This is a genomic window from Methylobacterium amylolyticum (assembly GCF_030700245.1).
GTDB lineage: Bacteria > Pseudomonadota > Alphaproteobacteria > Rhizobiales > Beijerinckiaceae > Methylobacterium.
Genome location: NZ_JAUYZI010000026.1, coordinates 79,235 through 100,658, shown reverse-complemented (window position 1 = coordinate 100,658; position 21,424 = coordinate 79,235). Strand labels below are relative to the sequence as shown.

The following is a 21,424-nucleotide window of genomic DNA, read 5'->3' as shown; positions in this document are numbered from 1 at the left end:
CCTCCGGCAGACCGGACAACACGCCGCCGCCGAGCGCGGCACCGCCAGCACCGTCACGTGCTCGGGCTCGGCCGTGACAGCGACGACGCGCAGCGAGGAGGGGATGAAGGGGAGCAAGCGCTTGGGCATGGGTAGCTCGGGGACAGCATTCTCCCCATCCGAATCCCAGCCAAGCGCGACCGCTCCCGCTCACTCCGTGCCACCACACAAAGTGACGCAGAACCCGCCTTCGCCCCGGTCATGGCATCCCTCCCTGTTCCGGACAGACAGGTATGGCCGGGGGGCGGCGTGTCCACGGCGGACGATCGCCGGGGCTCCGCCCCGGCATCCCGCCAAAGGGTGTCGCCCTTCGGGAACCCTGCCCTTCTACTTGATCTCGGGACCATGCATGGGAGGCGCGAGTAGGACGTGTCGAGCGACCGCGAATGCAAAAGGCCTGCGGATGCGGTCGCGCGCGGAAGATGGACAGGTAGAATCGGATCGATCCCTGCCGGGGGTGAGCTGCGCGACCGTCGATCGGACCGATGCGCGAGAGCGCATCTCGGGCCGACGCGCCAATCCACATTTCTCTTCGCGCCCTTGCTCGTGTTCCAGAATGCGATATCGAGGTTGCGTTGCAGCAGGTTCGACAACGCCAGCCTGTTTCCGAGGGCGTCGCTTCATGAATTCCGAAAACAATGACGCCTCCGCAGGCGCGCCGCCGGCCTGCCCCCCCATCATCGGAGACGCGGCGCCGCACTTCCGAGCGCGCACCACGATGGGCGTGCGCACGCTCTCGTCGTACCGGGGCCGATGGCTGGTGTTCTTCTCGCATCCGGCGGACTTCACGCCCGTCTGCACCAGCGAATTCGTCGCCTTCGCGCAGGCTCACGCGGCATTCCTGGCCCTGGACTGCGATCTGCTCGCCCTGTCCGTCGACAGCCTGTCCTCGCATCTGGCGTGGCAGCAGAGCATCGAGCAACGCTTCGGCGTCCGGGTGCCGTTCCCGATCGTCGAGGACCCAGCCATGGGGATCGCGCAAGCCTACGGTATGCTGCCCGCCGGCGCGACATCGAGCGCCACGGTGCGCACCACGTTCGTCATCGATCCCGAGGGGATCGTGCGCGCGTCGATCGCCTATCCGCTGACGGTGGGGCGCAGCGTCGCCGAGATCCGGCGGCTGGTTCAGGCGCTTCAGGCCACCGAGGCGGGCGACGTCTCGACGCCGGAGGGCTGGCACCCGGGTGAGCCGGTGCTGGCGAACCCGCCGATGACGAGCGAGGAGGTCGGCGCCCGCGGGCCCGACTGGTACTACCGCCTGGAAAGCGCCTGATGGCGCCCGGCATCGACGAGGCGCAGGCCCGCGGCACCGCCGACCTGCTCAAGCTGGTCGCCAACCCGAACCGCCTGCGCATCCTCTACCTGCTGGTCGAGGGCGAGTGCTCGGTCTCGGAGATCGAGCAGCGCCTCGGCATCCGCCAGCCGACCCTGTCGCAGCAACTCGGCGAACTGCGCAACGCCGGGGTCGTCACCACCCGGCGGGAGCACAAGGTGGTGTTCTACAGCCTGACCGACCCGCGCATGCGCGCGCTGCTCGACGCGATCGAGGACATCCTGATCCTCAACCGGCCGCAGCGGCGGTTGCCGGCGCGCCCGCCCGACGCGCGCGCCCGGGCCCTCGGTCAAGCCGCGATGTTCGGGCAGACCGGAGACGAGCCGTGAGACCGACCTCGCTCCCCGCGCGGGCGGCGCCCTGATCGGCATCTCGGCAGCGCATCCGCCCCGGGCCGACGGCCGCATCGCCGGCCGGCTCGGACCGGCGGCGCGCCGTGGAGGATGGCGGGTCACCCCGGGGCGTCCGGCGAGCCCGTACACCGGAGATGCCAGAACCACAGTCCCGCCCCGGCGCAGAGGCAGGCGCGGCTTTCCGGCTCAGGCGGCCTTGTCGGCCGGTCGCGGCTTGGCCATCCACTCGCGGCCCTTGAGCATGGCCTTCCAGTAGATCGACGGCAGCATCCGCTCCTTCAAGAGCCACGCCATGTGGCTCGGCCGCGTCCCGTCGATCAGCCATGCGGGGAAGCTCGGCATCAGCTTGCCGCCGTAGCCGAACTCCGCGAGCAGGATCTTGCCCCGCTCCACCGTCAGCGGACACGAGCCGTAGCCGTCATAGGCAACTTCGGCCCCGCGCAGGTGACCCATCTCGACGAGGAGGTTGTGGGCCACCACCGGCGCCTGCTTGCGCGCGGCGGCGGCGGTCTTGGCGTTGGGGGCATTGCAGGCGTCGCCGAGGGCGTAGATCTCGGGGAAGCGCGTGTGGCGCAGGCGCGCCGGGTCGACCTCGACCCAGCCGCCCGCATCGGCGAGCGGCGAGGCGCGGACGAAGTCGGGCGCCCGTTGCGGCGGCACGACATGGATCATGTCGAAGCTGGTCTCGACCGTCTCGCTCTCGCCATCCTCGGTCTTGCGGGAGAACCACGCGCGCCGGGCCGGGCCGTCGATCCGCGCGAGCGTGTGCTGGAAGTTCAGGTGCGCGCCGTAGCGCTCCACGTACGCCATCAGCGCCGGGACGTACGCGTTCACGCCGAACAGCACCGGGCCGGCATTGTAGAGTTCGACCGTGATGTCCTTGAGCCGGTCCTGACGCAGCCAGTGGTCGGCGGAGAGATACATCGCCTTCTGCGGCGCCCCCGCGCACTTGATCGGCATGGGCGGCTGCGTGAACAGGGCGCGGCCGGCGCGGAGGTTCTGCACGAGGTCCCAGGTGTAGGGTGCGAGGTCGTAGCGGTAGTTCGAGGTGACGCCGTTCCGCCCGAGGGTCTCGGTGAGGCCCTCGATGCCGGCCCAGTCGAGCTTCAGGCCGGGCGCGACCACGAGGCGATCGTAGCGCACCGCCCGGCAGCCCTCCAGGACGACCGTCCTGCGCTCGGGCTCGAAGGCCACCACCGCCGCCTTGATCCAGCGCACGCCGTCCGGGATCAGCGACGCCATGGTCCTCGCCGTGGTCGCGGGCGCGAAGATGCCGCCGCCGACCATGGTCCAGCCCGGCTGGTAGTAATGGATGTCGGCGGGGTCGATCAGCGCGATGTCGAGGTCGGGCTCGCGCGCCTTGAGGCTCGCCGCCACGGCGATGCCGCCGGCGCCGCCTCCGACGATGACGACGCTGTGGAACGGGCCGGCCGACTCGGTCGGGACGCGCCCGCCCGAGGCGATGCGCCGGACCGCGCCGGAGAGGTCGTAGCCGGCGGCCTTCGCCGTCGCGAGGATCTCCGGCAGAGGGCGGCCGCCGGCCCCTTCGCTCAGCGACCACAGCGTGGCCGAGCGCGTGCCCGTGCGGCAATAGGCGAGCACGGGCTTGGGCAGCGCCGCGAGCGCCGCGGCGAAATCGGCCGCGTCCGCGTCGGACACCGCGCCCGACGCGACCGGCAGGTAGCGGGCATCGAGCCCCGCGGCACGGGCGGCAGCTTCGATCTCCGAGAAGCGCGGCTGGTCCGCCCCCTCCCCATCCGGGCGATTGCAGATCACGGCCCGGAAGCCGGCACGGGCGGCCTCCGCGAGATCGGCAGGCACGACCTGCCCTGCGACGGACAGATCCTGGCTGAGGCGTCTGACATCCACGGCGCTCTCCTCGATTTATAAAATTATTGCATGAATGAGTTCACTCAACTGAACACATATTGACAGGCCGCTCAAGGGGCGTATCCGTTGCTGACGTCCGTCGTGGACGCCGCATCGATTCATTTATTAATGAATCGATGCGGCGATCTCGCCAATTCGCGTGGCGCTGCACCGCAGAGTTCGGAGAAACCCAGCCGATGAGCGCGCTTCCCGCCCTTCTGTCCGGGTCAGGGGTCGGCTTCACGCTCGGCCTGATCGGCGGCGGCGGCTCGATCCTGGCGACGCCCTTGCTCCTCTACGTCGTCGGCATCGCCCAGCCGCACCACGCCATCGGGACGGGGGCGCTCGCGGTGGCGGCCAGCGCATTCTCGACGCTCGCCGGCCACGCCAGGGCAGGGAATGTGCGCTGGCGCTGTGCTGCGGTCTTCGCCCTCGCCGGCATCGGCGGCGCCCTCGTCGGCTCCTCTCTCGGCAAGGCGGTGGACGGAGGGCGCCTGCTGTTCCTCTTCGCCCTGCTGATGGTCGTCGTCGGCATCCACATGCTGCGCGGCCGGACGGCCCCGGGCGGAGCGAGCGAGCCGGTCGGCTGCGGCCCGGTGCCGAGCGGGAAGGTCCTGGCTGTCGCCTTCGCGGTCGGCGTGCTGGCGGGCTTCTTCGGGATCGGCGGGGGATTCCTGATCGTGCCGGGCCTCGTCTTCGCCACCGGCATGCCGCTCATCACGGCGGTCGGCACCTCGCTGCTGGCCGTCGGCGCCTTCGGCCTCACCACGGCGCTGAACTACGCCCTGTCCGGGATGGTCGACTGGGTCGTCGCCGGGGAGTTCATCGCCGGCGGCTTTCTCGGAGGCGTCCTCGGGATGCGGCTCGCGACCCGCCTCGCCGGATTCAGGGGCGCACTCAACACGGTGTTCGCCAGCGTCATCTTCGGTGTCGCCGGCTACATGCTCTACCGCAATGCCGGCGCCTTCGCCGCGCCCCCGTGAGCCCCGGCAGATCGGGCGCCCGGTGCCGCTCCCCGCCGGCACCGTTCGGGAGAACGACCCTGACCGCGGCTGTCGGCGGCACCGACCGGATCCTCCTCGTCACCGGACGCGCCGTGCCCGGCTTCGCGGCGCTCGAGGACGTCCGGGCCTGCGCCGCCGTCGGCATCGGCGCGGTGGCCGCGCCGATCGGCCTCGCCCCGGCCGCCCGCCTTCGGGGCCTCGACACCGGCCGCCGCCGGAGCCCCGGCGCCTGCCCCCCGACACGCCGCACACGGACAGGAGCAACCCCATGGCCGAGCCCGTCATCCGCGCCTTCTTCGACGAGCCCACCAACACGGTCAGCTACATCGTGGCCGATCCCGAGACCGGGCAGGCCGCCTTTATCGACCCCGTGCTCGACTACGACCACAACGGCGGCAGCGTCGATACCCGCTCCGTCGAGGCGATGCTCGATGCCGCCGCCGAGGCAGGGTACACGGTGGTCTGGACGCTGGAGACCCACGCCCATGCCGACCACCTCTCCGGCTCGCCCTACGTGAAGGCGAAGGCCGGTGCGAAGATCGGCATCGGCGAGCACATCAAGGACGTGCAGAGGATCTTCCGCCCGGTCTTCAATGCCACCGACCTGAAGACCGACGGCAGCGACTTCGACCGTCTGTTCGCGGATGGCGAGACGTTCCACATCGGCACCCTCCCCGTCACGGTGCTCTACACGCCCGGCCATACGCCGGCCGACATCTGCTATCGGATCGGCAACCACGTCTTCGTCGGCGACACGCTGTTCATGCCCGATTTCGGCACGGCACGGGCCGACTTCCCCGGCGGCGACGTGCGCACCCTCTACCGCTCGATCCGCAAGCTGCTCGCGCTGCCGCCGGAGACGGTGCTGCACCTGTGCCACGACTACAAGGCTCCGGGACGCGACGTGTATGCCTGGGAGACCACGGTGGGCGAGCAGCGCGCCCGCAACGTCCACGTGAACGAGGGCGTGAGCGAGGAGGCGTTCGCCGCGATGCGCACCGCCCGGGACGCCACCCTCGCAGCGCCGCGCCTGCTGCTCCCGTCGATCCAGGTGAACATCCGCGCCGGCCGATTCCCGCCGGCCGAGGCGAACGGCGTCCGCTACCTGACCATTCCGGTCACGCTCAACGGCGGAGCGGACGTGGCCGTTTGACATCGCTCCCCCGGGATGAGCGAACCTCAGCCGATGTTGGATATGGTCCCCGCACATCTCATCCGGGCGGCGCTCGGCCTCGTCCTGGGAGCGCTGCTGGGCATGGTCGCGCGGCGGGGTCGCTTCTGCACGTTGGGCGCCATCGAGGATGCCGTCTACGCGCGCGACACCCGCCGTGCCCGGGCGTGGCTGCTGGCGACCGGCATCGCCGTCCTCGGGACGCAGCTTCTGGAAACCGGCGACGGCCTCGACCTGGCTCGGTCGATCTACACGGGGCCGCGCCTGGACTGGGGGGCGCTGATCCTCGGCGGAACGATGTTCGGCCTCGGGATGGCGCTCGTCGGCACCTGCAGCTTCGGGGCGCTCCTGCGGCTCGGCGGCGGGGACCTGCGCGCCCTCCTCGTGCTGCTCGTGCTCGGCCTCTCGGCCTACATGGCGATCAGCGGCATCACGGCGCTCGCGCGCGTGACGCTCACGCAATCGCTGAGCCTCGACCTCGGCGCGCAGCGGCTCGGGGCGCTCCTCGGTCTCGACCGGAACGGCCGGATCGCCGTGAGCCTCGTCGCGGGCGCCATCCTCTGCATCGTGGCGCTGACGGGCCGCGAATTCCGGCAGAGCCGGCGGCTGCTCGTCGGCGCCGTCGTCATCGGATGCGTGATCGTCGCCGGCTGGTGGACCAACGGAAGCGCCGGCTTCGACGCGTTCGAGACGCGCGCGGTCGGCTCGTTCAGCTTCGCGCGGCCGGTCGGCGATACGCTGCTCTACGCCATGCTCGCGAGCGGCACGACGATCGATTTCGGCGTGGCCTCGGTCTTCGGCGTGCTTCTCGGATCCTTCGCCGCGGCGCGCCGGGCGGGGGAATTCCATTGGGAGGCGCCGGACGACGCGCGCGAGGTGAAGCGACACCTCCTCGGCGCATTCCTCATGGGCACCGGCGGCGTGACCGCTCTCGGCTGCACCATCGGCCAGGGGTTGAGCGGGCTCTCGACGCTGTCGGTCGGCTCGATGCTCGCCCTCGGCTCCATCCTCGTCGGGGCCCGCGCTGGCCTCTACCACCTCGTCGACCGGCACACCTGACGGGCGGCGGGACCTACGGTGTCCGCCCGTTGCAGAAGGCGCGGTGCAGGGCCGCGATGATCTCGCGGACTTCGGGACGGGCGAGCGCGTAGTAGATGTTCTTGCCGTCGCGGCGCGCTTCCACGAGATCGTCGGCCCGCAGGCGCGCGAGCTGCTGGGACACCGCCGGCTGGCGCAGGTTCAGCAACTGCTCCAGCTCCGAGACGGAGCGCTCGCCCTCGACCAGCAGGCAGAGGATGACGAGCCGCGCCTCGTGGCCGAGGGCTTTCAGCAGCTCGCTGGCATCGCGGGCATTGGCCAGCAACAGGTCCAGGTCGAGGCTGCCCGGAGCCTCGACGCGCGCCCCCGGCTCCACCGGCTGCAACGGCATCATCTCAACCCTCTCCCTCGCCGTTCGTTCGCGGGCCGCTGGCCGTCCGAAGCCGTTCAGGGCGAGGCTGGCAGCCGATCGAGCAACCGCTCGGCCCGTCCCCAGAAGAAATCCTCACCCGGATAGCCCTCGATCCGGTCGAGTTCGGACCCGTCTTCGACGAGGACGAAGGTCGGTGTGTAGCGGATCGGGCGCTTGAGCGTGAGTCCCGGCGGCGGCCCTGCGTCGAGATCGACACGGCGCAACGGCGCCCGCCGGCCGACATCCGACTTCGGATAGATCGGCCCGATCGCCGCGTCCCACGCCGTGCACCACGGGCATCCGCGCCGCTCGAACAGGACCAGTTCGGCCGCATCCGCGGCGGCAGGCAACAGGACGAGCCCCCACGCCCCCGCCATCATCGACCGCCTCGTTCCCCGCATCGGCCTTTCCAAGCGCCGGACCACGCATCATAATATCGCTAAACATGAATATGTTCGAGGGGGGAGCGCCGTGGCCGCCGATGTCGGGATCCTGACCGCGTTCGGCGCGGGGCTGCTCTCGTTTCTCTCGCCCTGCATCCTGCCTCTGGTGCCGCCCTATCTCTGCTTCCTGGCGGGGGCTTCGTTGCAGGAGCTCGTCGACCGGCCGGACCGCGCCCTGGCGCGCCGCGCCGTCACCCGCGCCGGCGCGTTCGTGCTCGGCTTCGCCGCGGTGTTCGTCGCGCTGGGCGCGAGTGCCTCGGCCGTGGGGCAGCTCCTCACCGATCACGTCGGCCTGTTGTCCCGTATCGCCGGGATCGTGATCGTCGGGCTCGGGCTGCACATGGTCGGCGTCTTCCGCTGGATGCCGCTCCTGCGCGACGTGCGGTTCCAGGTGGAGGCGCGGCCGGAGGGCGTCGTCGGAGCCTTCCTCGTCGGGCTGGCCTTCGCCTTCGGCTGGACGCCCTGCGTGGGCCCGGTCCTCGCCTCCATCCTGCTGCTCGCGGGCGGCGAGGACGAGGTCGCGCGCGGCGCGTGGCTGCTGGCCGCCTACGCCGCCGGGATCGGCCTGCCCTTCATCGCCGCCGCCTTTTTCACCGGCCCGTTCCTGCGGCTCGCCGGCCGGTTCAGGCGCCATGTCCGCGCCGTCGAGGCGACGATGGGCATCGCCCTCGTGGCCACCGGCCTCGTCATCTTCGGCGGCTGGATGCCCCTCGTCGGCGCGTGGCTGACGGATGCGGTGCCCGCGCTCGGTCGCGTCGGCTGACACCGGCCGGCGATGAAGCCGCCTCATCGCCGGCTGTCCCCGCGGGTGCGGGGCGGCGGGCGTCGGCCGGACGCGCTGCTTGGTCCGATGTCCTACCCGTAGCGGAACGCCAGGAGGCGCTCGAAGGCCCGCAACTCGATCAGCAGGCGATGCAGCAATCCCGGATCGCGGGAATCGAGGGCGGTCGGCACCTTGCCGAGGCTCGCGGACATCCCGTCGGCCAGGCGCCGGAACTCCGGATCCGACCGGATGCTGGCGCCGGCCTCGGCGTCGCAACGGTTCACGGCGGCCAGCGCGTCCGCCGCGGCCGTGCCGATCCGCGTCCGGACCGCGGCGTCCTCAAGGTCGGGAGCGGCGTGGCGATACCGGTCGAGGGCACCGTAGCGGCCGGACAGATCCGTGACGCAATCGGAGAACAGGCGCAGGCCGCCGGACCGTCGCCACGCGTCCAGCGGTGCGAGCGCCGTCTCCACGATCCCGGCGGCCCGGGCGCCGTCCCCGCCTTCGAGGGCCTGCGTCGCCTCGGTCAGCGCTGCGTCGAGCGCGTCGAGGATCGGTCGCAGCGCGGTGCTGTCGGCGGCGGCCGTGAGCGTGCGGCCCTCGCTGCGCAGGCGCGCGCGCCAGCGGTCGAGGGCGGTCAGGGCGAGATCCGCGTTGTCGCGCGCGAGATAGGCCAGGACCGTGCGCCGCTCCGCCTGAAGGCGTTCGAGGATCGCACCCGTCCCGGGAGACTGTGCCGCGGCCGACTGCGCGACGAGCCAAGCGCAGAGGCCGGCACGGTGCAGGGCGGATGTCACGCGTCGCTGAGGCACGGAAGGCGTCCCACGGATTGCCAGGCGCCGACGAAGCGCCCTACACATGCATGAACCAGAATATTTGGAGGGGACGCCATGTCTACCCGGCGCCGGTTCCTGGCGGGCGCCCTGGCGCTCGGCCTGCCGCTCCCGGCCCTGGCCGAACCGGTCCAGGGCCCGGTTCAGGGCGATGACGGCCTCTATCGCGAGCCCTGGTTCCTCGAAAGCTTCCTCGACCTGCCGGACGACCTGAAGGCCGCGCGGGAGCACGGCAAGCGCCTCGCCGTGCTGTGGGAGCTGAAGGGCTGCCCCTATTGCAAGGAGATGCATCTGGTGAACTTCGCGGACCCGGTCGCGAGCGCCTTCATCCGCGAGCGGTTCGAAATCCTGCAACTCAACATCATCGGCGCGCGGGAGGTGACCGACTTCGATGGCGAGACGCTCACGGAGAAGCGCTTCGCGGAGAAGTACGGCATCCGCTTCACGCCGAGCCTCCAGTTCTTCCCGACCGAGGACGCTTCGCTCGCGGGCAAGCGTCCCCGGGAGCGCGAGGTCCTGCGCATGCAGGGTTACGTGGCGCCCGCGGATTTCCGCCGAACCTTCGCCTTCGTCGCCGAGCGGGCCTACGAGCGGACGAGCCTGCGCGAGTACCTGCGCGCCCCGGATCCGGCCCAGAAGGGCTGACAGCCGGGACGCGGTGACCGCCGCGCAGAACGATTCCAGCTTGACTCGGGCGCGATCCGCGTCAGACTTGCAATAATTCGCATATGTCGATGGGTCCGCCCGCCGGCATGGCGCGCGGCCCGGACCGGGCGCGCGAGCCGCAGAGACGGCGCACCGAGGAAACGCCAGATGCGCAGGCCGATCACCGCCTTTGCGCTCGCAGGACTCTGCGTCCTCGCGACCGCCGCCGGAGCCGAGACCGCCTCGACCGGGCTCGCCCCCTTCCGGATCGTGGCCGTCGACGGCAGCGACGCCATTCCCGACCCGCTCACCGGCAAGCCGGGCGACGCCGCCGCCGGCGCCAAGGTGGTCGTCAACCGGCGCCAGGGCAATTGCCTCGGCTGCCATCAGATCTCGTCGCTCAAGGCCGAGTCGTTTCACGGCGAGGTCGGCCCCGCCCTCGACGGCGTGGCGGGCCGGTGGGACGCGGCGCATCTGCGGATGATCATCGTCAACCCGAAGCACGTCTTCACCGAGGCGACCGTGATGCCGGCCTTCTACCGGGTCGACGGGTTGAGCCGCGTGCGCTCCGAGTTCCAGGGCAAGCCGATCCTGACCGCCCAGCAGGTCGAGGACGTCGTCGCCTACCTCACGACCCTGAAGTGACCCAGCGGAGGAGCCGCTCCCGATGACCTCTCCCTTCAACCGCCGCCAAGCCCTGGCCCTCGGCACCGGTGCCGTCGCGGCCGCCGCCCTGGGTCTCCGCGCCGGCCCGGCGCTCGCCGCGAAGGCCGCGACCGACGAGGCCATCAAGGCCTTCACCCGCGGCAGGGAGCCGGTGCGGGGCAAGGTCAAGCTCGAACTTCCCGAGATCGCCGAGAACGGCAACACCGTGCCGATGACGGTGAGCGTCGACGCGCCGATGACGAAGGACAGCTTCGTCGAGGAGGTGATGATCGTCGCGGAGGGCAATCCGAACCCCGGCGTCATCAGCTTCCACTTCACGCCGTCGAGCGTCGCCGAGGCGAACACGCGGATCCGTCTGGCCGAGACGCAGAACGTCATCGCGGTGGCGCGGATGAACGACGGCTCCGTCTTCAGCGACGTGAAGCAGGTGAAGGTCACCATCGGCGGCTGCGGCGGCTAGAGCTGTCGCCGATCGCGCTGCGATCGTCCACAGCTCCAAGCCCTTGTTTTGACGCGCTCTCTTTCGCCGAACCGGCATCCACTCCGGCGCAGAGCGCTCTAGCCCGCACGCGCCAGCATCGAACGAGGACGGGAGGACGACATGGCCGACGTGAAGCCGCGGATCAAACTGGACAAGAAGGAGGTCGCCCAGGGCGGCGTCATCGAGGTGAAGACCCTCGTCTCCCACACGATGGAATCCGGGCAGCGCAAGGACAAGGACGGAAAGACGATCCCGCGCAAGATCCTGAACACGTTCACCTGCGACCTGAACGGCAAGACGCTCTTCAGCGCCAACCTCGAGAGCGCGGTTTCGGCCAACCCCTACTTCCAGTTCAAGATCAGGCCCGAGGAATCCGGCACGCTGACCTTCACCTGGACCGACGACGACGGTTCGAAGATCCAGGCCACGGAGCAGATCAAGGTCGCATGACGCGCGCCCGGGGCCGGCCGCCCCGGGGCGCCTCTCCACGCCGAGCCGGAGCTGCCATGATGGTCCACCCCTATCCTCTCGCCCTGACCGCGATCGCGCTCGTCGCGCTGGCCGTCGCGCCGCACGCGCAGGACATGCCGTCGGCCGCGCCGAGCGCGAAGGAGGCGTCCGAGCGTCCGGCCTGGCAGGCGCACGGCCTCAAGCCGCAAAGCCCGGATTCCCCGTTCGAGGAGGTCGTCTCGGGCCTGTATTTCCGCTCCAAGGAGACGCAGGACATGCAGGCGGACGACTTCAACAACCCGGGCTTCCTCGCCGTCGAGCAGGGCGAGGAACTCTGGTCGAAGGTCGACGGCGCGGCGGGAAAGTCCTGCGCGAGCTGCCACGACGCGGCGTCGACCTCGATGAAGGGTGTCGCGGCCGCCTATCCGAAGTGGAACGGGAAGTTGGCCAAGCCGGTCAACCTGGAGCAGCGGATCGATATCTGCCGCACCGGTGCCCTGAAGGCCGAGCCCTGGGCCTTCGGCTCGCCCGAACTCACGGCCATGACGGCCTACATCCGCAACCAGTCCCGCGGCATGCCGGTCGCCGTCAAGGTCGACGGGCCGATGACGCCGTGGTTCGAGCGCGGCAAGGCCCTCTATTACCAGCGGAACGGCCAACTCGATCTCGCCTGCGCGAGCTGCCACGAGAAGAACCACGGCAAGTATCTCCGGGCCGACTTCCTCAGCCAGGGGCAGAGCAACGGCTTCCCCGTCTACCGCCTGCGCGACCAGCGGCTCGTGCCGCTCCACGAGCGCATGGAGGGCTGCATGCAGGACGTCCGGGCCACCCCCTTCAAGCCGCTCTCCGACGAGTTCCTCGCCCTGGAGACCTACGTCGCGTGGCGCGGCCTCGGCCTTCCGGTCGAGACGCCCGCCGTGCGCAACTGAGCGTCGCTTCTCCCGATGACCTCACGCCGCGACTTCCTCCAGATCGCCGCCGCCACCGCGGCGCTCGTGCCGACGGGCTGGACCCGCGCCTTCGCCCAGCAGCGCCTGACCCAGGACGACCTCCTGGCCTTCGAACCCATGGGCAACGTGACCCTGGTCCACCTGACGGACATCCACGCGCAGCTCCGGCCCGTGCTGTTCCGCGAGCCCTCGACCAATCTCGGCGTGGGCGAGGCGCGGGGTCTCGTCCCCCACGTCACCGGACGCGCCTATCTCGACCTCTACGGCATCCCCGGCGGCTCGCCGCTGGCCTACGCGCTGACGCCGGAGGATTACGTCGCCCTGGCGCGCAGCTACGGCCGCATGGGCGGCCTCGACCGGATCGCCACGGTGCTCGACGCGATCCGTGCCGAGCGCGGCGACAGGGTGCTGTTCCTCGACGGCGGCGACACGTGGCAGAACAGCTACACGTCGATGCTGACCAAGGGCCAGGACATGGTCGACTGCATGGCGCTCCTGAAGCCCGACGCCATGACCGGCCACTGGGAGTTCACGCTGGGCACCGACCGGGTCAAGGAGATCGTGGACGGGCTCGGCTGCCCGTTCCTCGGCCAGAACGTGCGCGACGCCGAGTGGAACGAGCCGGCCTTCGAGGCGACGCGGATGTTCGAGCGCGGCGGCGCGAAGGTCGCGGTGATCGGGCAGGCCTTCCCCTACACGCCGATCGCCAACCCGCGCTGGATGATCCCGAACTGGTCCTTCGGCATCCGCGAGGAGGACGTGCAGGGCAGCGTCGACAAGGCCCGCAAGGACGGCGCCGACCTCGTTGTGCTGCTCTCCCACAACGGCTTCGACGTGGACCGGAAGCTCGCCGCGCGGGTGAAGGGGATCGACGTCGTCCTCACCGGCCACACGCACGACGCGCTGCCGCAGGCGGTCACCGTCGGCAACACCCTGCTCATCGCCTCGGGCAGCCACGGCAAGTTCCTCACCCGCGTCGATCTCGACGTGCGCGACGGCGCGGTGAAGGGATTTCGCTCGAAGCTGATCCCGATCTTCTCCGACGTGATCGCGCCGCAGAGGGCGATGGCGGCCAAGATCCAGGCGATCCGAGAGCCCCACGAGGCCATGCTGAGGGAAGAACTCGGCCGGACCGAGGGTCTGCTCTACCGGCGCGGCAACTTCAACGGCACCCTCGACGACCTGATCTGCGACGCGCTGCTCGCCGAGCGCGAGGCCGAGATCGCCCTGTCCCCGGGTTTCCGCTGGGGCACGACCGTGCTGCCCGGCCAGCCGATCACCCGCGAGGACGTCTACAACGCCACCGCCATCACCTACCCGGCGGCCTACCGCATGCCCATGACGGGCGCCCGGCTGAAGGAGGTGCTGGAGGACGTGGCCGACAACCTCTTCAACGCCGATCCCTACTACCAGCAGGGCGGCGACATGGTGCGGGTCGGCGGCGTGTCCTACGCGATCGACGTCGCCCGCCCCGCCGGCAGCCGCATCTCCGACCTCACCCTGCTGCGCACCGGCAAGCCCATCGAGGCCGGGACGACCTACACCGCGGCGGGCTGGGCGAGCGTCAACGAGGGCACCGAAGGCCCGCCGATCTGGGACGTCGTCGCCGCGCATATCCAGCGCAAGGGCACGGTGAATCCGACGCCCGCTCAAGTCACCGTCCGCGGCGCGTAGTCGTCCCGTATATATTCATACATTGCTATACATGAAACAGTTCGGAGAGACCCATGTCTGAACCGAAGCGGCGCCCCGATCCGCCGGGGCCCACCTCCCGCCGATCCTTCCTGCGCACGGGCCTCGCCCTCGGCGGGGCGGTCGGGACGGGGGCGTTCGCGGGTCGGGCGGCGGCCGCGCCGGACGCGAAGAACCTCCCGCCGAACGTGCCGGACTGGTCGCAGACCCTCGGCGACGGCGTCGTCAGCCGGCCCTACGGCCGCCCGTCGAAGTTCGAGGCGGATGTGGTGCGCCGCGACGTCGAGTGGCTGACCGCCTCGCGGCAGAGTTCGGTCAGCTTCACGCCGCTGCACCGGTTGGAGGGGATCATCACCCCCAACGGCCTCGGCTTCGAGCGCCACCACGGCGGCATCGCCGAGATCGACCCGGCCGAGCACCGGCTGATGATCCACGGCCTCGTCGAGAAGCCGCTGATGCTGACGCTGGAGGACGTGAAGCGCTTCCCGCGCGTCAACCGGATCGCCTTCCTCGAATGCGCGGCCAATTCCGGCATGGAGTGGAAGGGCGCGCAGCTCAACGGCTGCCAGTTCACCCACGGCATGATCCACTGCGCGATGTACACGGGCGTGCCGCTCAAGCGCCTCCTGGAGGAGGCGGGGCTGAGGACCAACGCCAAGTGGCTGCTGCCCGAAGGGGCCGACGCCGCCGCGATGACCCGCTCCGTGCCGATCGAGAAGGCCCTCGACGACGCCATCGTCGCCTACGCGATGAACGGCGAGGCGCTCTACCCCGAGCACGGCTACCCGCTGCGCCTCGTCCTGCCCGGCTGGCAGGGCAACATGTGGGTGAAGTGGCTGCGCCGGATCAAGGTCGGCGACGAGCCGTGGCACACCCGCGAGGAGACCTCGAAATACACCGCCCTGCTGCCGGACGGACAGGCGCGGCGCTTCACCTGGGCCATGGACGCGAAGTCCGTGATCACCGATCCCAGCCCGCAGGCGCCCCTGCGCGGCAAGGGCTTCACGGTGCTCTCGGGCCTCGCGTGGTCCGGACGCGGCGCGATCAGGGGCGTGGACGTCTCGCTCGACGGCGGCCGCAACTGGCGCGCGGCCCGCCTCGACGGCCCCGTGCTCGATAAGGCGCTGACGCGCTTCTACTACGAGTTCGACTGGAACGGCGATCCGCTCCTGCTGCAATCCCGGGCCATCGACGAGACCGGCTACGTCCAGCCGACCAAGGCGGCGCTCCGCCAGCATCGCGGCCTGAACTCGATCTACCACAACAACGGTATCCAGACCTGGCACGTGCTGCCCAGCGGGGAGATCGAGAATGTCGAGGTCGCGTAGCGGGCTTGCGGCCGTCCTCGCGGCCGTCCTTCTCACGGCAACGCCTGCGGCGGCCGAGCGCCTGAACATCGGGCGCGCCGCGACGCCCGAGGAGATCCGGGGCTGGGACATCGACGTGCGTCCGGACGGGACAGGCCTGCCGGTCGGCAAGGGCACGGCGGCGTTGGGCGAGACGATCTTTCAGGATCGCTGCGCCAGTTGCCACGGCGAGTTCGGCGAGGGCGCGGGCCGGTGGCCGGAACTCGCCGGCGGCGCCGGCACGCTGAAATCGGAGAGCCCGGTCAAGACCATCGGGTCCTACTGGCCCTACGTCTCGACCGTCTTCGACTTCGTGCACCGGGCCATGCCCTTCGGCGCCGCCCAGACGCTGACGCCGGACGAGACCTACGCGGTCACGGCCTACCTCCTCTACCTCAACGACATTCTGAAGGACCAGGATTTCGAGGTGAACGAGAAGAACCTCGCCACGATCCGCCTGCCGAACGAGAAGAACTTCTTCATGGACGACCGCGAGACGGCGGAGAAGGCGTTCTGGACGGCCAAGCCCTGCATGACGGACTGCCTGCCGAAGGCGGCCGTCATCACCGGCCGTGCCCGCATCCTCGACGTGACGCCCGACAAGGCGGCCGACGCGGCGAAGAAGGCGCCGCCGGTCCAATGACGGCCGGCGCGGCACCCCCGGGACCGCGCTGCGACCGGCGGACGCTGGTGGCCGGCCTCGCGGCGATTGTCGCCGGCGCGTGGCCGTCCGGCGGGGCGGCGGGGCAGGCGGCGCTGACGGTCGGCGGGACCACCGTGGAGACGGCGAGCGACGGGACGCTGTCGTCCTCCCTCGCCTTCATGCTGCCCGACACGCCCCGCGACGCGGTGGAGGCCGCGTTCCGGGCCGAGGGGCAGCCCGCGGAAGCGAGCCCGATCCCGACGCATGCGAGCCTCGTGCGGACCGGCGCGGACGTCATCCTGATCGATGCCGGCTCGGGCACCTCCTTCCAGCCGACGGCCGGCAAGCTCGCCGACACGCTGGAGGGCCGGAACGTCCCGCGCGAGGCGATCACGCAGGTCGTGTTCACCCACGCCCATCCCGATCATCTCTGGGGCGCGATCGACGATTTCGACGACAGCGAGCGCTTCCCCAATGCCCGCTACGTCGTGCCCGCGGCGGAATGGGATTTCTGGACCCGCGACGACGTCGAGACCCTGGTGCCGGACTGGCTCAAGGGTCTCTCCGTCGGCTCGCGGCGGACGCTGCGGCGCCTGGAGGCGAAGATGGAGCGCCGCAGGCCCGGCGAGAGCATCGCGCCGGGCCTCAGCTACGTGGCGACGCCGGGGCACACGCCCGGTCACGCCTCCGTCCTCGTCGAAGCGGGACGGGAGCAGGTGCTGATCGGCGGCGATGCCCTGAGCCACGCGGTGATCTCCTTCCGCCGCCCCGCCTGGGCCTTCGGAAGCGACCTCGACCGCGACCTCGCGGCGCGCACGCGGCTCGAGCTGCTCGACCGTCTGGCGAACGAGCGGACTACGCTCGTCGGCTTCCACCTGCCGGGCTCGGGCATCGGGCGCGTCGAGCGGTCGGGCGACGCCTATCGCTTCACGCAGACCTGAAGCGACGGCGCGCCACGGCTTGCTGAAGCGCTCTCCGCCGAAGTGGATGCCGGTTCGGCGAAAAGAGAGCGCGTCGAGACAAAGGCTTCGAGCCGCGCACGATTGCAACGCGATCGGGCGCGGCTCTAGACGTGGGGTCACGTCGAGACGCGGCGATCGGCGCGACCGAACACGGGAGATGAGGCCATGGTGCTGTCGCGCAGGGGCGTGTCCGGGATCGCCGCGCTGATGGCCGGACTCGCGATCGACCGGGCGGCCGCGGCCAGCCCGAAGACGCACCGGGTCGCGATGCAGGTCAGCTCCAACGACGCGGGCGTGTTCGAACTCGCCCTCAACAACGCGGTCAATCTCGCGCGCGAATACGGCGACCTGGCCGAGGAGCTTGCGGTGGAGATCGTCGCTTACGGTCCGGGCCTGCACATGGTCCGGGCGGACACCTCGCCGGTGAAGGCCCGGATCCGCTCCGTCACCGAGAGCGTCCCCGAGATCGTCCTCTCGGCCTGCGGCAACACCGTCAAGGCCATGGAGCAGGCGGAGGGGCGCGAATTGGAGCTGCTTCCCCGTGTCGGCGTGGTTCGCGCGGGCGCCGTCCGTCTCGTCACGCTCCAGGAGGCCGGGTGGAGCTATCTCCGCGTCTGATACGCCGCCGGTCCGAGCCGGTGCCGCGCCGCGGACCGGCCTTGCCGGGTCGTTCCACATCGCGCAGACGGAAGCGCAGCCGAGATCCGTGGAGCGCGCTTTCGCATGCTACGAGCCGCGATCGTTCTCGCCACCGTCCTCGTCGCGAACAGCGCGGCGTCGGACGAGCGGCGCGTCGCCCTCGTCATCGGCAACGGCCGGTACGCGACCGTTCCGCGCCTGGACAATCCCGTGCGCGACGGCGAACGCCTCGCCCAGGCCTTGAGGGAGGCCGGCTTTCAGGAGGTTCAGGTCGAGCGGGACTTGGATCGCGACACGCTGATCGCTGTCTTGCGCCGCTTCGAGCGGGTCGCCGATACCGCCGACTGGGCTCTCGTCTACTACGCGGGCCACGGCATCGAGGTCGGCGGCACCAACTATCTCGTGCCGACCGATGCGCGCCTCAGGAGCGATCGGGACGTGGACGAGGAGACGGTCTCCTTGAGCCAGGTGCAGAAGCGCCTCGAAGGGGCCGCCAAGCTGCGCCTCGTCATCCTGGATGCCTGTCGCGACAATCCCTTCCTCGCCGGCATGAAGCGGACCCTTGCCACGCGCTCGGTGGGGCGCGGGCTCGCGCGTCCGGACCTCCCGCAATCCGGCTCGCTCGTGGCCTACTCCGCGGCGGCCGGCCAGACGGCCTCGGACGGGGAGGACGGTCAGGTCAACAGCCCTTACGTGACGGCGCTGGTGAAGCACTTGGCGACGCCCGATGTCGAGGTGAACCTGTTCTTCCGCCGCGTCCGTTCGGAGGTGCTGCGCGCGACCCATCAGCGGCAGGAGCCCGCCACCTACGAATCGCTGCCCGATGACCGGTTCGTCTTCCGGGTTCCCCCGCCCGCGGGACAGGCGTCGGCCCCCGCGCCCGGCGCCGCCGTCGCGGCCGTGCCGCGAAAGCCGGGGGAGGCGGCACCGGAAGGCCGCGCGCGGCTCGCGGACAGCTTGGCCAGCACGCAGCGGGTCCTTCTCGCGGAGCAGGGTGCGGGGGGAACGGCGCCGCGTGTCCGGTCCGGGCATGTCGTCTGGACGCTCGCCGCGGACACCGACGACGCGGGCCGGCCGCCCGACGTCGCGCTCGTGGCGACCGCGACTGTCCCGGACGCCGGCCTGACCTTGACGATGACGATGAAGCGCGACAGGGACGCGGGCGCCGCCGCCCACACGCTCGCCTTCAGCTTCAGCGCCTCCGGCCCCGAGGCGGAGCGGCGCACCGTCGAGGAGATCGGCCTGATCCAGGGCAAGAACGAGGCGGTGGAGAAGGGCGCTCCGGTCTCCGGCCGGCCCGTGCGCCTTCGCGACAACGAGTTCCTGATCGGGCTCTCGTCCTCGCCGGACGACGTGAAGCGGAACGAGGACCTGCTGTTCGGGAGAGCGTGGTTCGACCTCGGGATCCGGTACAAGAACGGTGAGCGGGCCGTCGTCACGCTGGCGACCGGATTCCCGGGCAGCCGCGCGTTGAACGAGGCGCGGACACGCTGGAGGTAGCCCGGCTGCCCGGCCCTCGGGTCCGGCCGCGCGCCCGATCTCGGCGTTCGGCGGATCAAATCGCGCCGGAAATCGTCTGTGTGGGGGATCTGCGACCGACGAGGAGAGGCCGCGTGAGCGTCGGATTGATCGCTTTGCTCGATGATGTCGCCTTCATGGTCAGGGCGGCGGCGGCGTCCCTCGACGACGTCGCCGGCCAGGCCGCGCGGGCCGGAACGAAGGCGGCGGGCGTCGTGATCGACGATGCGGCCGTCACCCCGCGCTACGTCGTGGGGTTCGCGGCCGAGCGGGAACTGCCCATCGTCGGCAAGATCGCCGTCGGGTCGCTGCGCAACAAGCTCCTGTTCCTGCTGCCCGGCGCCCTCGCGCTCAGCGCCTTCGCGCCGTGGGCGATCACCCCGCTCCTGATGCTGGGCGGGGCCTACCTCTGCTACGAGGGCGCCGAGAAGGTCTACGAGTCGCTCGTCCCCCACCATGCCCACGCCGACGACGCCGACGGCCAGGGCGGCCCGGGGGGCGACCAGGCCCTGGAAGACCGTCGTGTCGCGAGCGCCATCAAGACCGACTTCATCCTCTCGGCCGAGATCATGGCGATCACCCTCGCCGCACTGCCGGAGGGCAGCTTCTGGATGCGGGCGGCCGTGCTGGCCGTCGTCGCCGTGGGGATCACCGCGGGGGTCTACGGCGTGGTCGCGCTGATCGTGAAGGCCGACGACGCGGGTTTGGCCCTCGCCCGCAGCACCGCCAAGCCGCCGCTCGGCAGCCTGATCCGCGGGCTCGGACGCGGCGTGGTCAAGGGCATGCCGATCCTCCTGAAGCTGCTCGCCGTCATCGGGACGGCGGCGATGATCTGGGTCGGCGGCGGCATTCTCATGCACGGGCTGGAGGGCTACGGCGTGTCGGCGCCCGCGCACGCCACCCACGAGGCCGCGGTCGCCGCGGCGTCGTACGTCCCGTTCGCCAAGGGCCTCGTCGAATGGCTGGTCACGGCCACGGCGTCGGGCGTGATCGGGTTGGTGGTCGGGGGTCTGCTGATCCCCCTGACGCAGTTCATTCTCACGCCGGCATGGCGGTCGCTGACGGGCCTCCGCCAGCGCACGGCCTGAACCACCGGACGGGCGGATCAGGCCGGAGGGCGGCTCACAGGCGGCTCGGGATCGCCTCGCGCAGCGTGCGTTCGGTCTCGGCGTTCTCGATGCGGTTGATCAGGCGGCTCGTCTCGTGCTCGTCGCGGAGCGTCTTGGCCAGGGTGAAGGCCGAGCTGAGCGACAGCAGCGTGGCCATGGCGAGATAGCCCTTCGTCCAGACGTCGACGGAGGCGAAGAACACGCCGATGGCGAGCATCCCGACGGCGACGGCGAAGCTGATGAACGTGAACGCCTTCCAGGCGGGCGTGTGGGGCATCTGGGGGGTCATGGGCGTCTTCCTTCAGGTGTGGATCGGGAGTGCGGCGGGGTCAGGCGGCCCTGGCGCGGATGCGCTCGAGGATCGCGGCCGGATCGGTCCGAGGTTTCCCGTAGCCGGCCGCGTCGAGCCGTGCCTCGATGTCGCGCGGGACCCCGTCGAGCGCGGCGAGCGCGGCGTCGATGTCCGCGCCGGCGGTCTGGCGGTCGCGCAGCCGGGCCAGCGTCGCCTCGGCGTCCTGGAGCGCCCCCGAGGCGTGGGCGATGCCGCGCCGGCCGTTGGCGCCGGCCCGGCGGACGGCCTCGGTGGCCCGGGCCGTCTGGAGGCCGCGGTCCAGATCCCGGAGGCGGCCCTCGCCGTCCCCCACCAAGCGGCGCAGGCGCGCCACGTCCGCCTCGAACGCGTCGAGCGCCGCCCGCCGGTCCGCGGCCTCGTCCTCCAGGGCGGCGATGCGGATCGCGGCCTCGGTCGCGAGGTCGTCCCGCCGGTCGGCCAGGGCCTTGGCCGCCGCCGCCTCCAGGCCGGCGGCGCGCCCGGTCAGGGCCTCGACGGCCCGGAGTTCTCCGGCTTGGTGGGCCATGGCGATGGCGAGTTCGCGCCGCGCCACCGCCAGCGCGCCGGCCGCGTCGCGGATCTGCTGACGAAGGAGGACGACGGCGTTGGCGTCGTGGAGGGCTTGCGCTTGGTCCGCCGCCGCCCCGCGCAGCAGGTCGCTCAGGGTCTTCAACATGCGATAACCCCTCTCGGGAACGGCTTCGTCCGCCTCGCGGACTAACTTGAACACCGTT

General features: G+C 71.0%; 23 protein-coding genes and 1 pseudogene. 18 read left to right on the top strand and 6 right to left on the bottom strand.

From position 1 onward, the window contains the following. Positions 1-757 precede the first annotated feature (757 nt). Positions 758-1,312, top strand: coding sequence for a peroxiredoxin (locus Q8W71_RS18865; RefSeq protein WP_370875467.1), 555 nt, complete (start codon positions 758-760; stop codon positions 1,310-1,312). Then, a pseudogene (locus Q8W71_RS18860) lies at positions 1,312-1,602 on the top strand (ArsR/SmtB family transcription factor); the annotation flags it as partial. The gene Q8W71_RS18865 and the pseudogene Q8W71_RS18860, both read left to right, overlap by 1 nt. Positions 1,603-1,911: 309 nt before the next feature. On the opposite strand, the gene Q8W71_RS18855 reads toward Q8W71_RS18860, so the two are convergent. After that, the gene (locus tag Q8W71_RS18855; RefSeq protein ID WP_305526932.1) at positions 1,912-3,594 is read right to left on the bottom strand and encodes a bifunctional protein tyrosine phosphatase family protein/NAD(P)/FAD-dependent oxidoreductase; all 1,683 of its coding nucleotides are present in this window, start codon (positions 3,592-3,594) and stop codon (positions 1,912-1,914) included. Between the two features lie 197 nt (positions 3,595-3,791). Here Q8W71_RS18855 and Q8W71_RS18850 point away from each other — a divergent pair, with 197 nt between their 5' ends. The 3 genes from Q8W71_RS18850 to Q8W71_RS18840 all read left to right on the top strand — a co-directional run bounded on the left by Q8W71_RS18850 (position 3,792) and on the right by Q8W71_RS18840 (position 6,828). After that, positions 3,792-4,577 carry a sulfite exporter TauE/SafE family protein gene (locus Q8W71_RS18850; protein WP_305526931.1) on the top strand — a complete coding sequence of 262 codons (786 nt, stop codon included), beginning with the start codon at positions 3,792-3,794 and terminating at the stop codon, positions 4,575-4,577. Positions 4,578-4,866: 289 nt separating this feature from the next. Continuing rightward, positions 4,867-5,751 carry an MBL fold metallo-hydrolase gene (locus Q8W71_RS18845; RefSeq protein WP_305526930.1) on the top strand — a complete coding sequence of 295 codons (885 nt, stop codon included), beginning with the start codon at positions 4,867-4,869 and terminating at the stop codon, positions 5,749-5,751. 33 nt (positions 5,752-5,784) lie between these two features. Then, the gene (locus Q8W71_RS18840; protein WP_305526929.1) at positions 5,785-6,828 is read left to right on the top strand and encodes a YeeE/YedE family protein; all 1,044 of its coding nucleotides are present in this window, start codon (positions 5,785-5,787) and stop codon (positions 6,826-6,828) included. A gap of 13 nt (positions 6,829-6,841) precedes the next feature. Here Q8W71_RS18840 and Q8W71_RS18835 read toward each other — a convergent pair whose 3' ends face one another. After that, positions 6,842-7,198 carry an ArsR/SmtB family transcription factor gene (locus Q8W71_RS18835; RefSeq protein WP_305526940.1) on the bottom strand — a complete coding sequence of 119 codons (357 nt, stop codon included), beginning with the start codon at positions 7,196-7,198 and terminating at the stop codon, positions 6,842-6,844. A 56-nt stretch (positions 7,199-7,254) separates the two neighbouring features. Continuing rightward, on the bottom strand, positions 7,255-7,599 hold the full coding sequence (locus Q8W71_RS18830) for a thioredoxin domain-containing protein (RefSeq protein WP_370875464.1): 345 nt from the start codon (positions 7,597-7,599) through the stop codon (positions 7,255-7,257). A 91-nt stretch (positions 7,600-7,690) separates the two neighbouring features. On the opposite strand from Q8W71_RS18830, the gene Q8W71_RS18825 reads away from it, so the two are divergent. Beyond that, on the top strand, positions 7,691-8,425 hold the full coding sequence (locus tag Q8W71_RS18825; RefSeq protein ID WP_305526928.1) for a cytochrome c biogenesis CcdA family protein: 735 nt from the start codon (positions 7,691-7,693) through the stop codon (positions 8,423-8,425). A gap of 92 nt (positions 8,426-8,517) precedes the next feature. Here Q8W71_RS18825 and Q8W71_RS18820 read toward each other — a convergent pair whose 3' ends face one another. Then, positions 8,518-9,237 carry a hypothetical protein gene (locus Q8W71_RS18820; protein ID WP_305526927.1) on the bottom strand — a complete coding sequence of 240 codons (720 nt, stop codon included), beginning with the start codon at positions 9,235-9,237 and terminating at the stop codon, positions 8,518-8,520. Positions 9,238-9,315: 78 nt separating this feature from the next. On the opposite strand from Q8W71_RS18820, the gene Q8W71_RS18815 reads away from it, so the two are divergent. The 12 genes from Q8W71_RS18815 to Q8W71_RS18760 all read left to right on the top strand — a co-directional run bounded on the left by Q8W71_RS18815 (position 9,316) and on the right by Q8W71_RS18760 (position 20,338). Further along, positions 9,316-9,903 carry a thioredoxin family protein gene (locus Q8W71_RS18815; protein ID WP_305526926.1) on the top strand — a complete coding sequence of 196 codons (588 nt, stop codon included), beginning with the start codon at positions 9,316-9,318 and terminating at the stop codon, positions 9,901-9,903. Between the two features lie 168 nt (positions 9,904-10,071). After that, positions 10,072-10,548 carry a sulfur oxidation c-type cytochrome SoxX gene (gene soxX / locus Q8W71_RS18810; protein ID WP_305526925.1) on the top strand — a complete coding sequence of 159 codons (477 nt, stop codon included), beginning with the start codon at positions 10,072-10,074 and terminating at the stop codon, positions 10,546-10,548. 22 nt (positions 10,549-10,570) lie between these two features. Beyond that, positions 10,571-11,029 (top strand): thiosulfate oxidation carrier protein SoxY, encoded by a 459-nt coding sequence (gene soxY / locus Q8W71_RS18805; RefSeq protein ID WP_305526924.1) that lies wholly within the window; start codon positions 10,571-10,573, stop codon positions 11,027-11,029. Positions 11,030-11,170: 141 nt separating this feature from the next. After that, positions 11,171-11,500 carry a thiosulfate oxidation carrier complex protein SoxZ gene (soxZ, locus tag Q8W71_RS18800; protein WP_305526923.1) on the top strand — a complete coding sequence of 110 codons (330 nt, stop codon included), beginning with the start codon at positions 11,171-11,173 and terminating at the stop codon, positions 11,498-11,500. Positions 11,501-11,559: 59 nt separating this feature from the next. Further along, positions 11,560-12,429, top strand: coding sequence for a sulfur oxidation c-type cytochrome SoxA (gene soxA / locus Q8W71_RS18795; RefSeq protein ID WP_305526938.1), 870 nt, complete (start codon positions 11,560-11,562; stop codon positions 12,427-12,429). A 15-nt stretch (positions 12,430-12,444) separates the two neighbouring features. Continuing rightward, positions 12,445-14,124 carry a thiosulfohydrolase SoxB gene (soxB, locus tag Q8W71_RS18790; RefSeq protein ID WP_305526922.1) on the top strand — a complete coding sequence of 560 codons (1,680 nt, stop codon included), beginning with the start codon at positions 12,445-12,447 and terminating at the stop codon, positions 14,122-14,124. Between the two features lie 53 nt (positions 14,125-14,177). Then, the gene (soxC, locus tag Q8W71_RS18785; protein WP_305526921.1) at positions 14,178-15,470 is read left to right on the top strand and encodes a sulfite dehydrogenase; all 1,293 of its coding nucleotides are present in this window, start codon (positions 14,178-14,180) and stop codon (positions 15,468-15,470) included. After that, complete coding sequence (locus Q8W71_RS18780; protein WP_305526920.1) at positions 15,454-16,131, top strand: c-type cytochrome; 678 nt, start codon at positions 15,454-15,456, stop codon at positions 16,129-16,131. The genes soxC and Q8W71_RS18780 overlap by 17 nt, the downstream gene beginning before the upstream one ends. Further along, complete coding sequence (locus Q8W71_RS18775) at positions 16,128-17,072, top strand: MBL fold metallo-hydrolase (RefSeq protein WP_370875463.1); 945 nt, start codon at positions 16,128-16,130, stop codon at positions 17,070-17,072. Before Q8W71_RS18780 ends, Q8W71_RS18775 begins: the two co-directional genes overlap by 4 nt. Before the next feature lie 186 nt (positions 17,073-17,258). Continuing rightward, positions 17,259-17,711, top strand: coding sequence for a DsrE family protein (locus Q8W71_RS18770; protein WP_305526918.1), 453 nt, complete (start codon positions 17,259-17,261; stop codon positions 17,709-17,711). Between the two features lie 105 nt (positions 17,712-17,816). After that, positions 17,817-19,232: a caspase family protein gene (locus Q8W71_RS18765; protein ID WP_305526917.1), complete on the top strand. Its 1,416-nt coding sequence runs from the start codon at positions 17,817-17,819 to the stop codon at positions 19,230-19,232. Between the two features lie 113 nt (positions 19,233-19,345). Further along, positions 19,346-20,338, top strand: a complete 993-nt coding sequence (locus Q8W71_RS18760; RefSeq protein WP_305526916.1) for a DUF808 domain-containing protein — start codon at positions 19,346-19,348, stop codon at positions 20,336-20,338. Between the two features lie 34 nt (positions 20,339-20,372). Here Q8W71_RS18760 and Q8W71_RS18755 read toward each other — a convergent pair whose 3' ends face one another. After that, positions 20,373-20,648 (bottom strand): YiaA/YiaB family inner membrane protein, encoded by a 276-nt coding sequence (locus Q8W71_RS18755; protein WP_305526915.1) that lies wholly within the window; start codon positions 20,646-20,648, stop codon positions 20,373-20,375. Between the two features lie 40 nt (positions 20,649-20,688). After that, positions 20,689-21,366, bottom strand: a complete 678-nt coding sequence (locus tag Q8W71_RS18750) for a PspA/IM30 family protein (protein WP_305526914.1) — start codon at positions 21,364-21,366, stop codon at positions 20,689-20,691. Between the last annotated feature and the right edge of the window lie 58 nt (positions 21,367-21,424).

Coding starts and splice junctions, on each gene's coding strand:
- soxA (WP_305526938.1), top strand. CDS start 11,560: ATGGTCCACCCCTATCCTCTCGCCCTGACCGCGATCGCGCTCGTCGCG.
- Q8W71_RS18865 (WP_370875467.1), top strand. CDS start 758: ATGGGCGTGCGCACGCTCTCGTCGTACCGGGGCCGATGGCTGGTGTTC.
- soxX (WP_305526925.1), top strand. CDS start 10,072: ATGCGCAGGCCGATCACCGCCTTTGCGCTCGCAGGACTCTGCGTCCTC.
- soxY (WP_305526924.1), top strand. CDS start 10,571: ATGACCTCTCCCTTCAACCGCCGCCAAGCCCTGGCCCTCGGCACCGGT.
- Q8W71_RS18755 (WP_305526915.1), bottom strand. CDS start 20,648: ATGACCCCCCAGATGCCCCACACGCCCGCCTGGAAGGCGTTCACGTTC.
- Q8W71_RS18780 (WP_305526920.1), top strand. CDS start 15,454: ATGTCGAGGTCGCGTAGCGGGCTTGCGGCCGTCCTCGCGGCCGTCCTT.
- Q8W71_RS18815 (WP_305526926.1), top strand. CDS start 9,316: ATGTCTACCCGGCGCCGGTTCCTGGCGGGCGCCCTGGCGCTCGGCCTG.
- Q8W71_RS18765 (WP_305526917.1), top strand. CDS start 17,817: ATGCTACGAGCCGCGATCGTTCTCGCCACCGTCCTCGTCGCGAACAGC.
- Q8W71_RS18775 (WP_370875463.1), top strand. CDS start 16,128: ATGACGGCCGGCGCGGCACCCCCGGGACCGCGCTGCGACCGGCGGACG.
- Q8W71_RS18750 (WP_305526914.1), bottom strand. CDS start 21,366: ATGTTGAAGACCCTGAGCGACCTGCTGCGCGGGGCGGCGGCGGACCAA.
- soxC (WP_305526921.1), top strand. CDS start 14,178: ATGTCTGAACCGAAGCGGCGCCCCGATCCGCCGGGGCCCACCTCCCGC.
- Q8W71_RS18850 (WP_305526931.1), top strand. CDS start 3,792: ATGAGCGCGCTTCCCGCCCTTCTGTCCGGGTCAGGGGTCGGCTTCACG.
- Q8W71_RS18770 (WP_305526918.1), top strand. CDS start 17,259: ATGGTGCTGTCGCGCAGGGGCGTGTCCGGGATCGCCGCGCTGATGGCC.
- Q8W71_RS18835 (WP_305526940.1), bottom strand. CDS start 7,198: ATGCCGTTGCAGCCGGTGGAGCCGGGGGCGCGCGTCGAGGCTCCGGGC.
- Q8W71_RS18840 (WP_305526929.1), top strand. CDS start 5,785: ATGTTGGATATGGTCCCCGCACATCTCATCCGGGCGGCGCTCGGCCTC.
- soxB (WP_305526922.1), top strand. CDS start 12,445: ATGACCTCACGCCGCGACTTCCTCCAGATCGCCGCCGCCACCGCGGCG.
- soxZ (WP_305526923.1), top strand. CDS start 11,171: ATGGCCGACGTGAAGCCGCGGATCAAACTGGACAAGAAGGAGGTCGCC.
- Q8W71_RS18830 (WP_370875464.1), bottom strand. CDS start 7,599: ATGATGGCGGGGGCGTGGGGGCTCGTCCTGTTGCCTGCCGCCGCGGAT.
- Q8W71_RS18845 (WP_305526930.1), top strand. CDS start 4,867: ATGGCCGAGCCCGTCATCCGCGCCTTCTTCGACGAGCCCACCAACACG.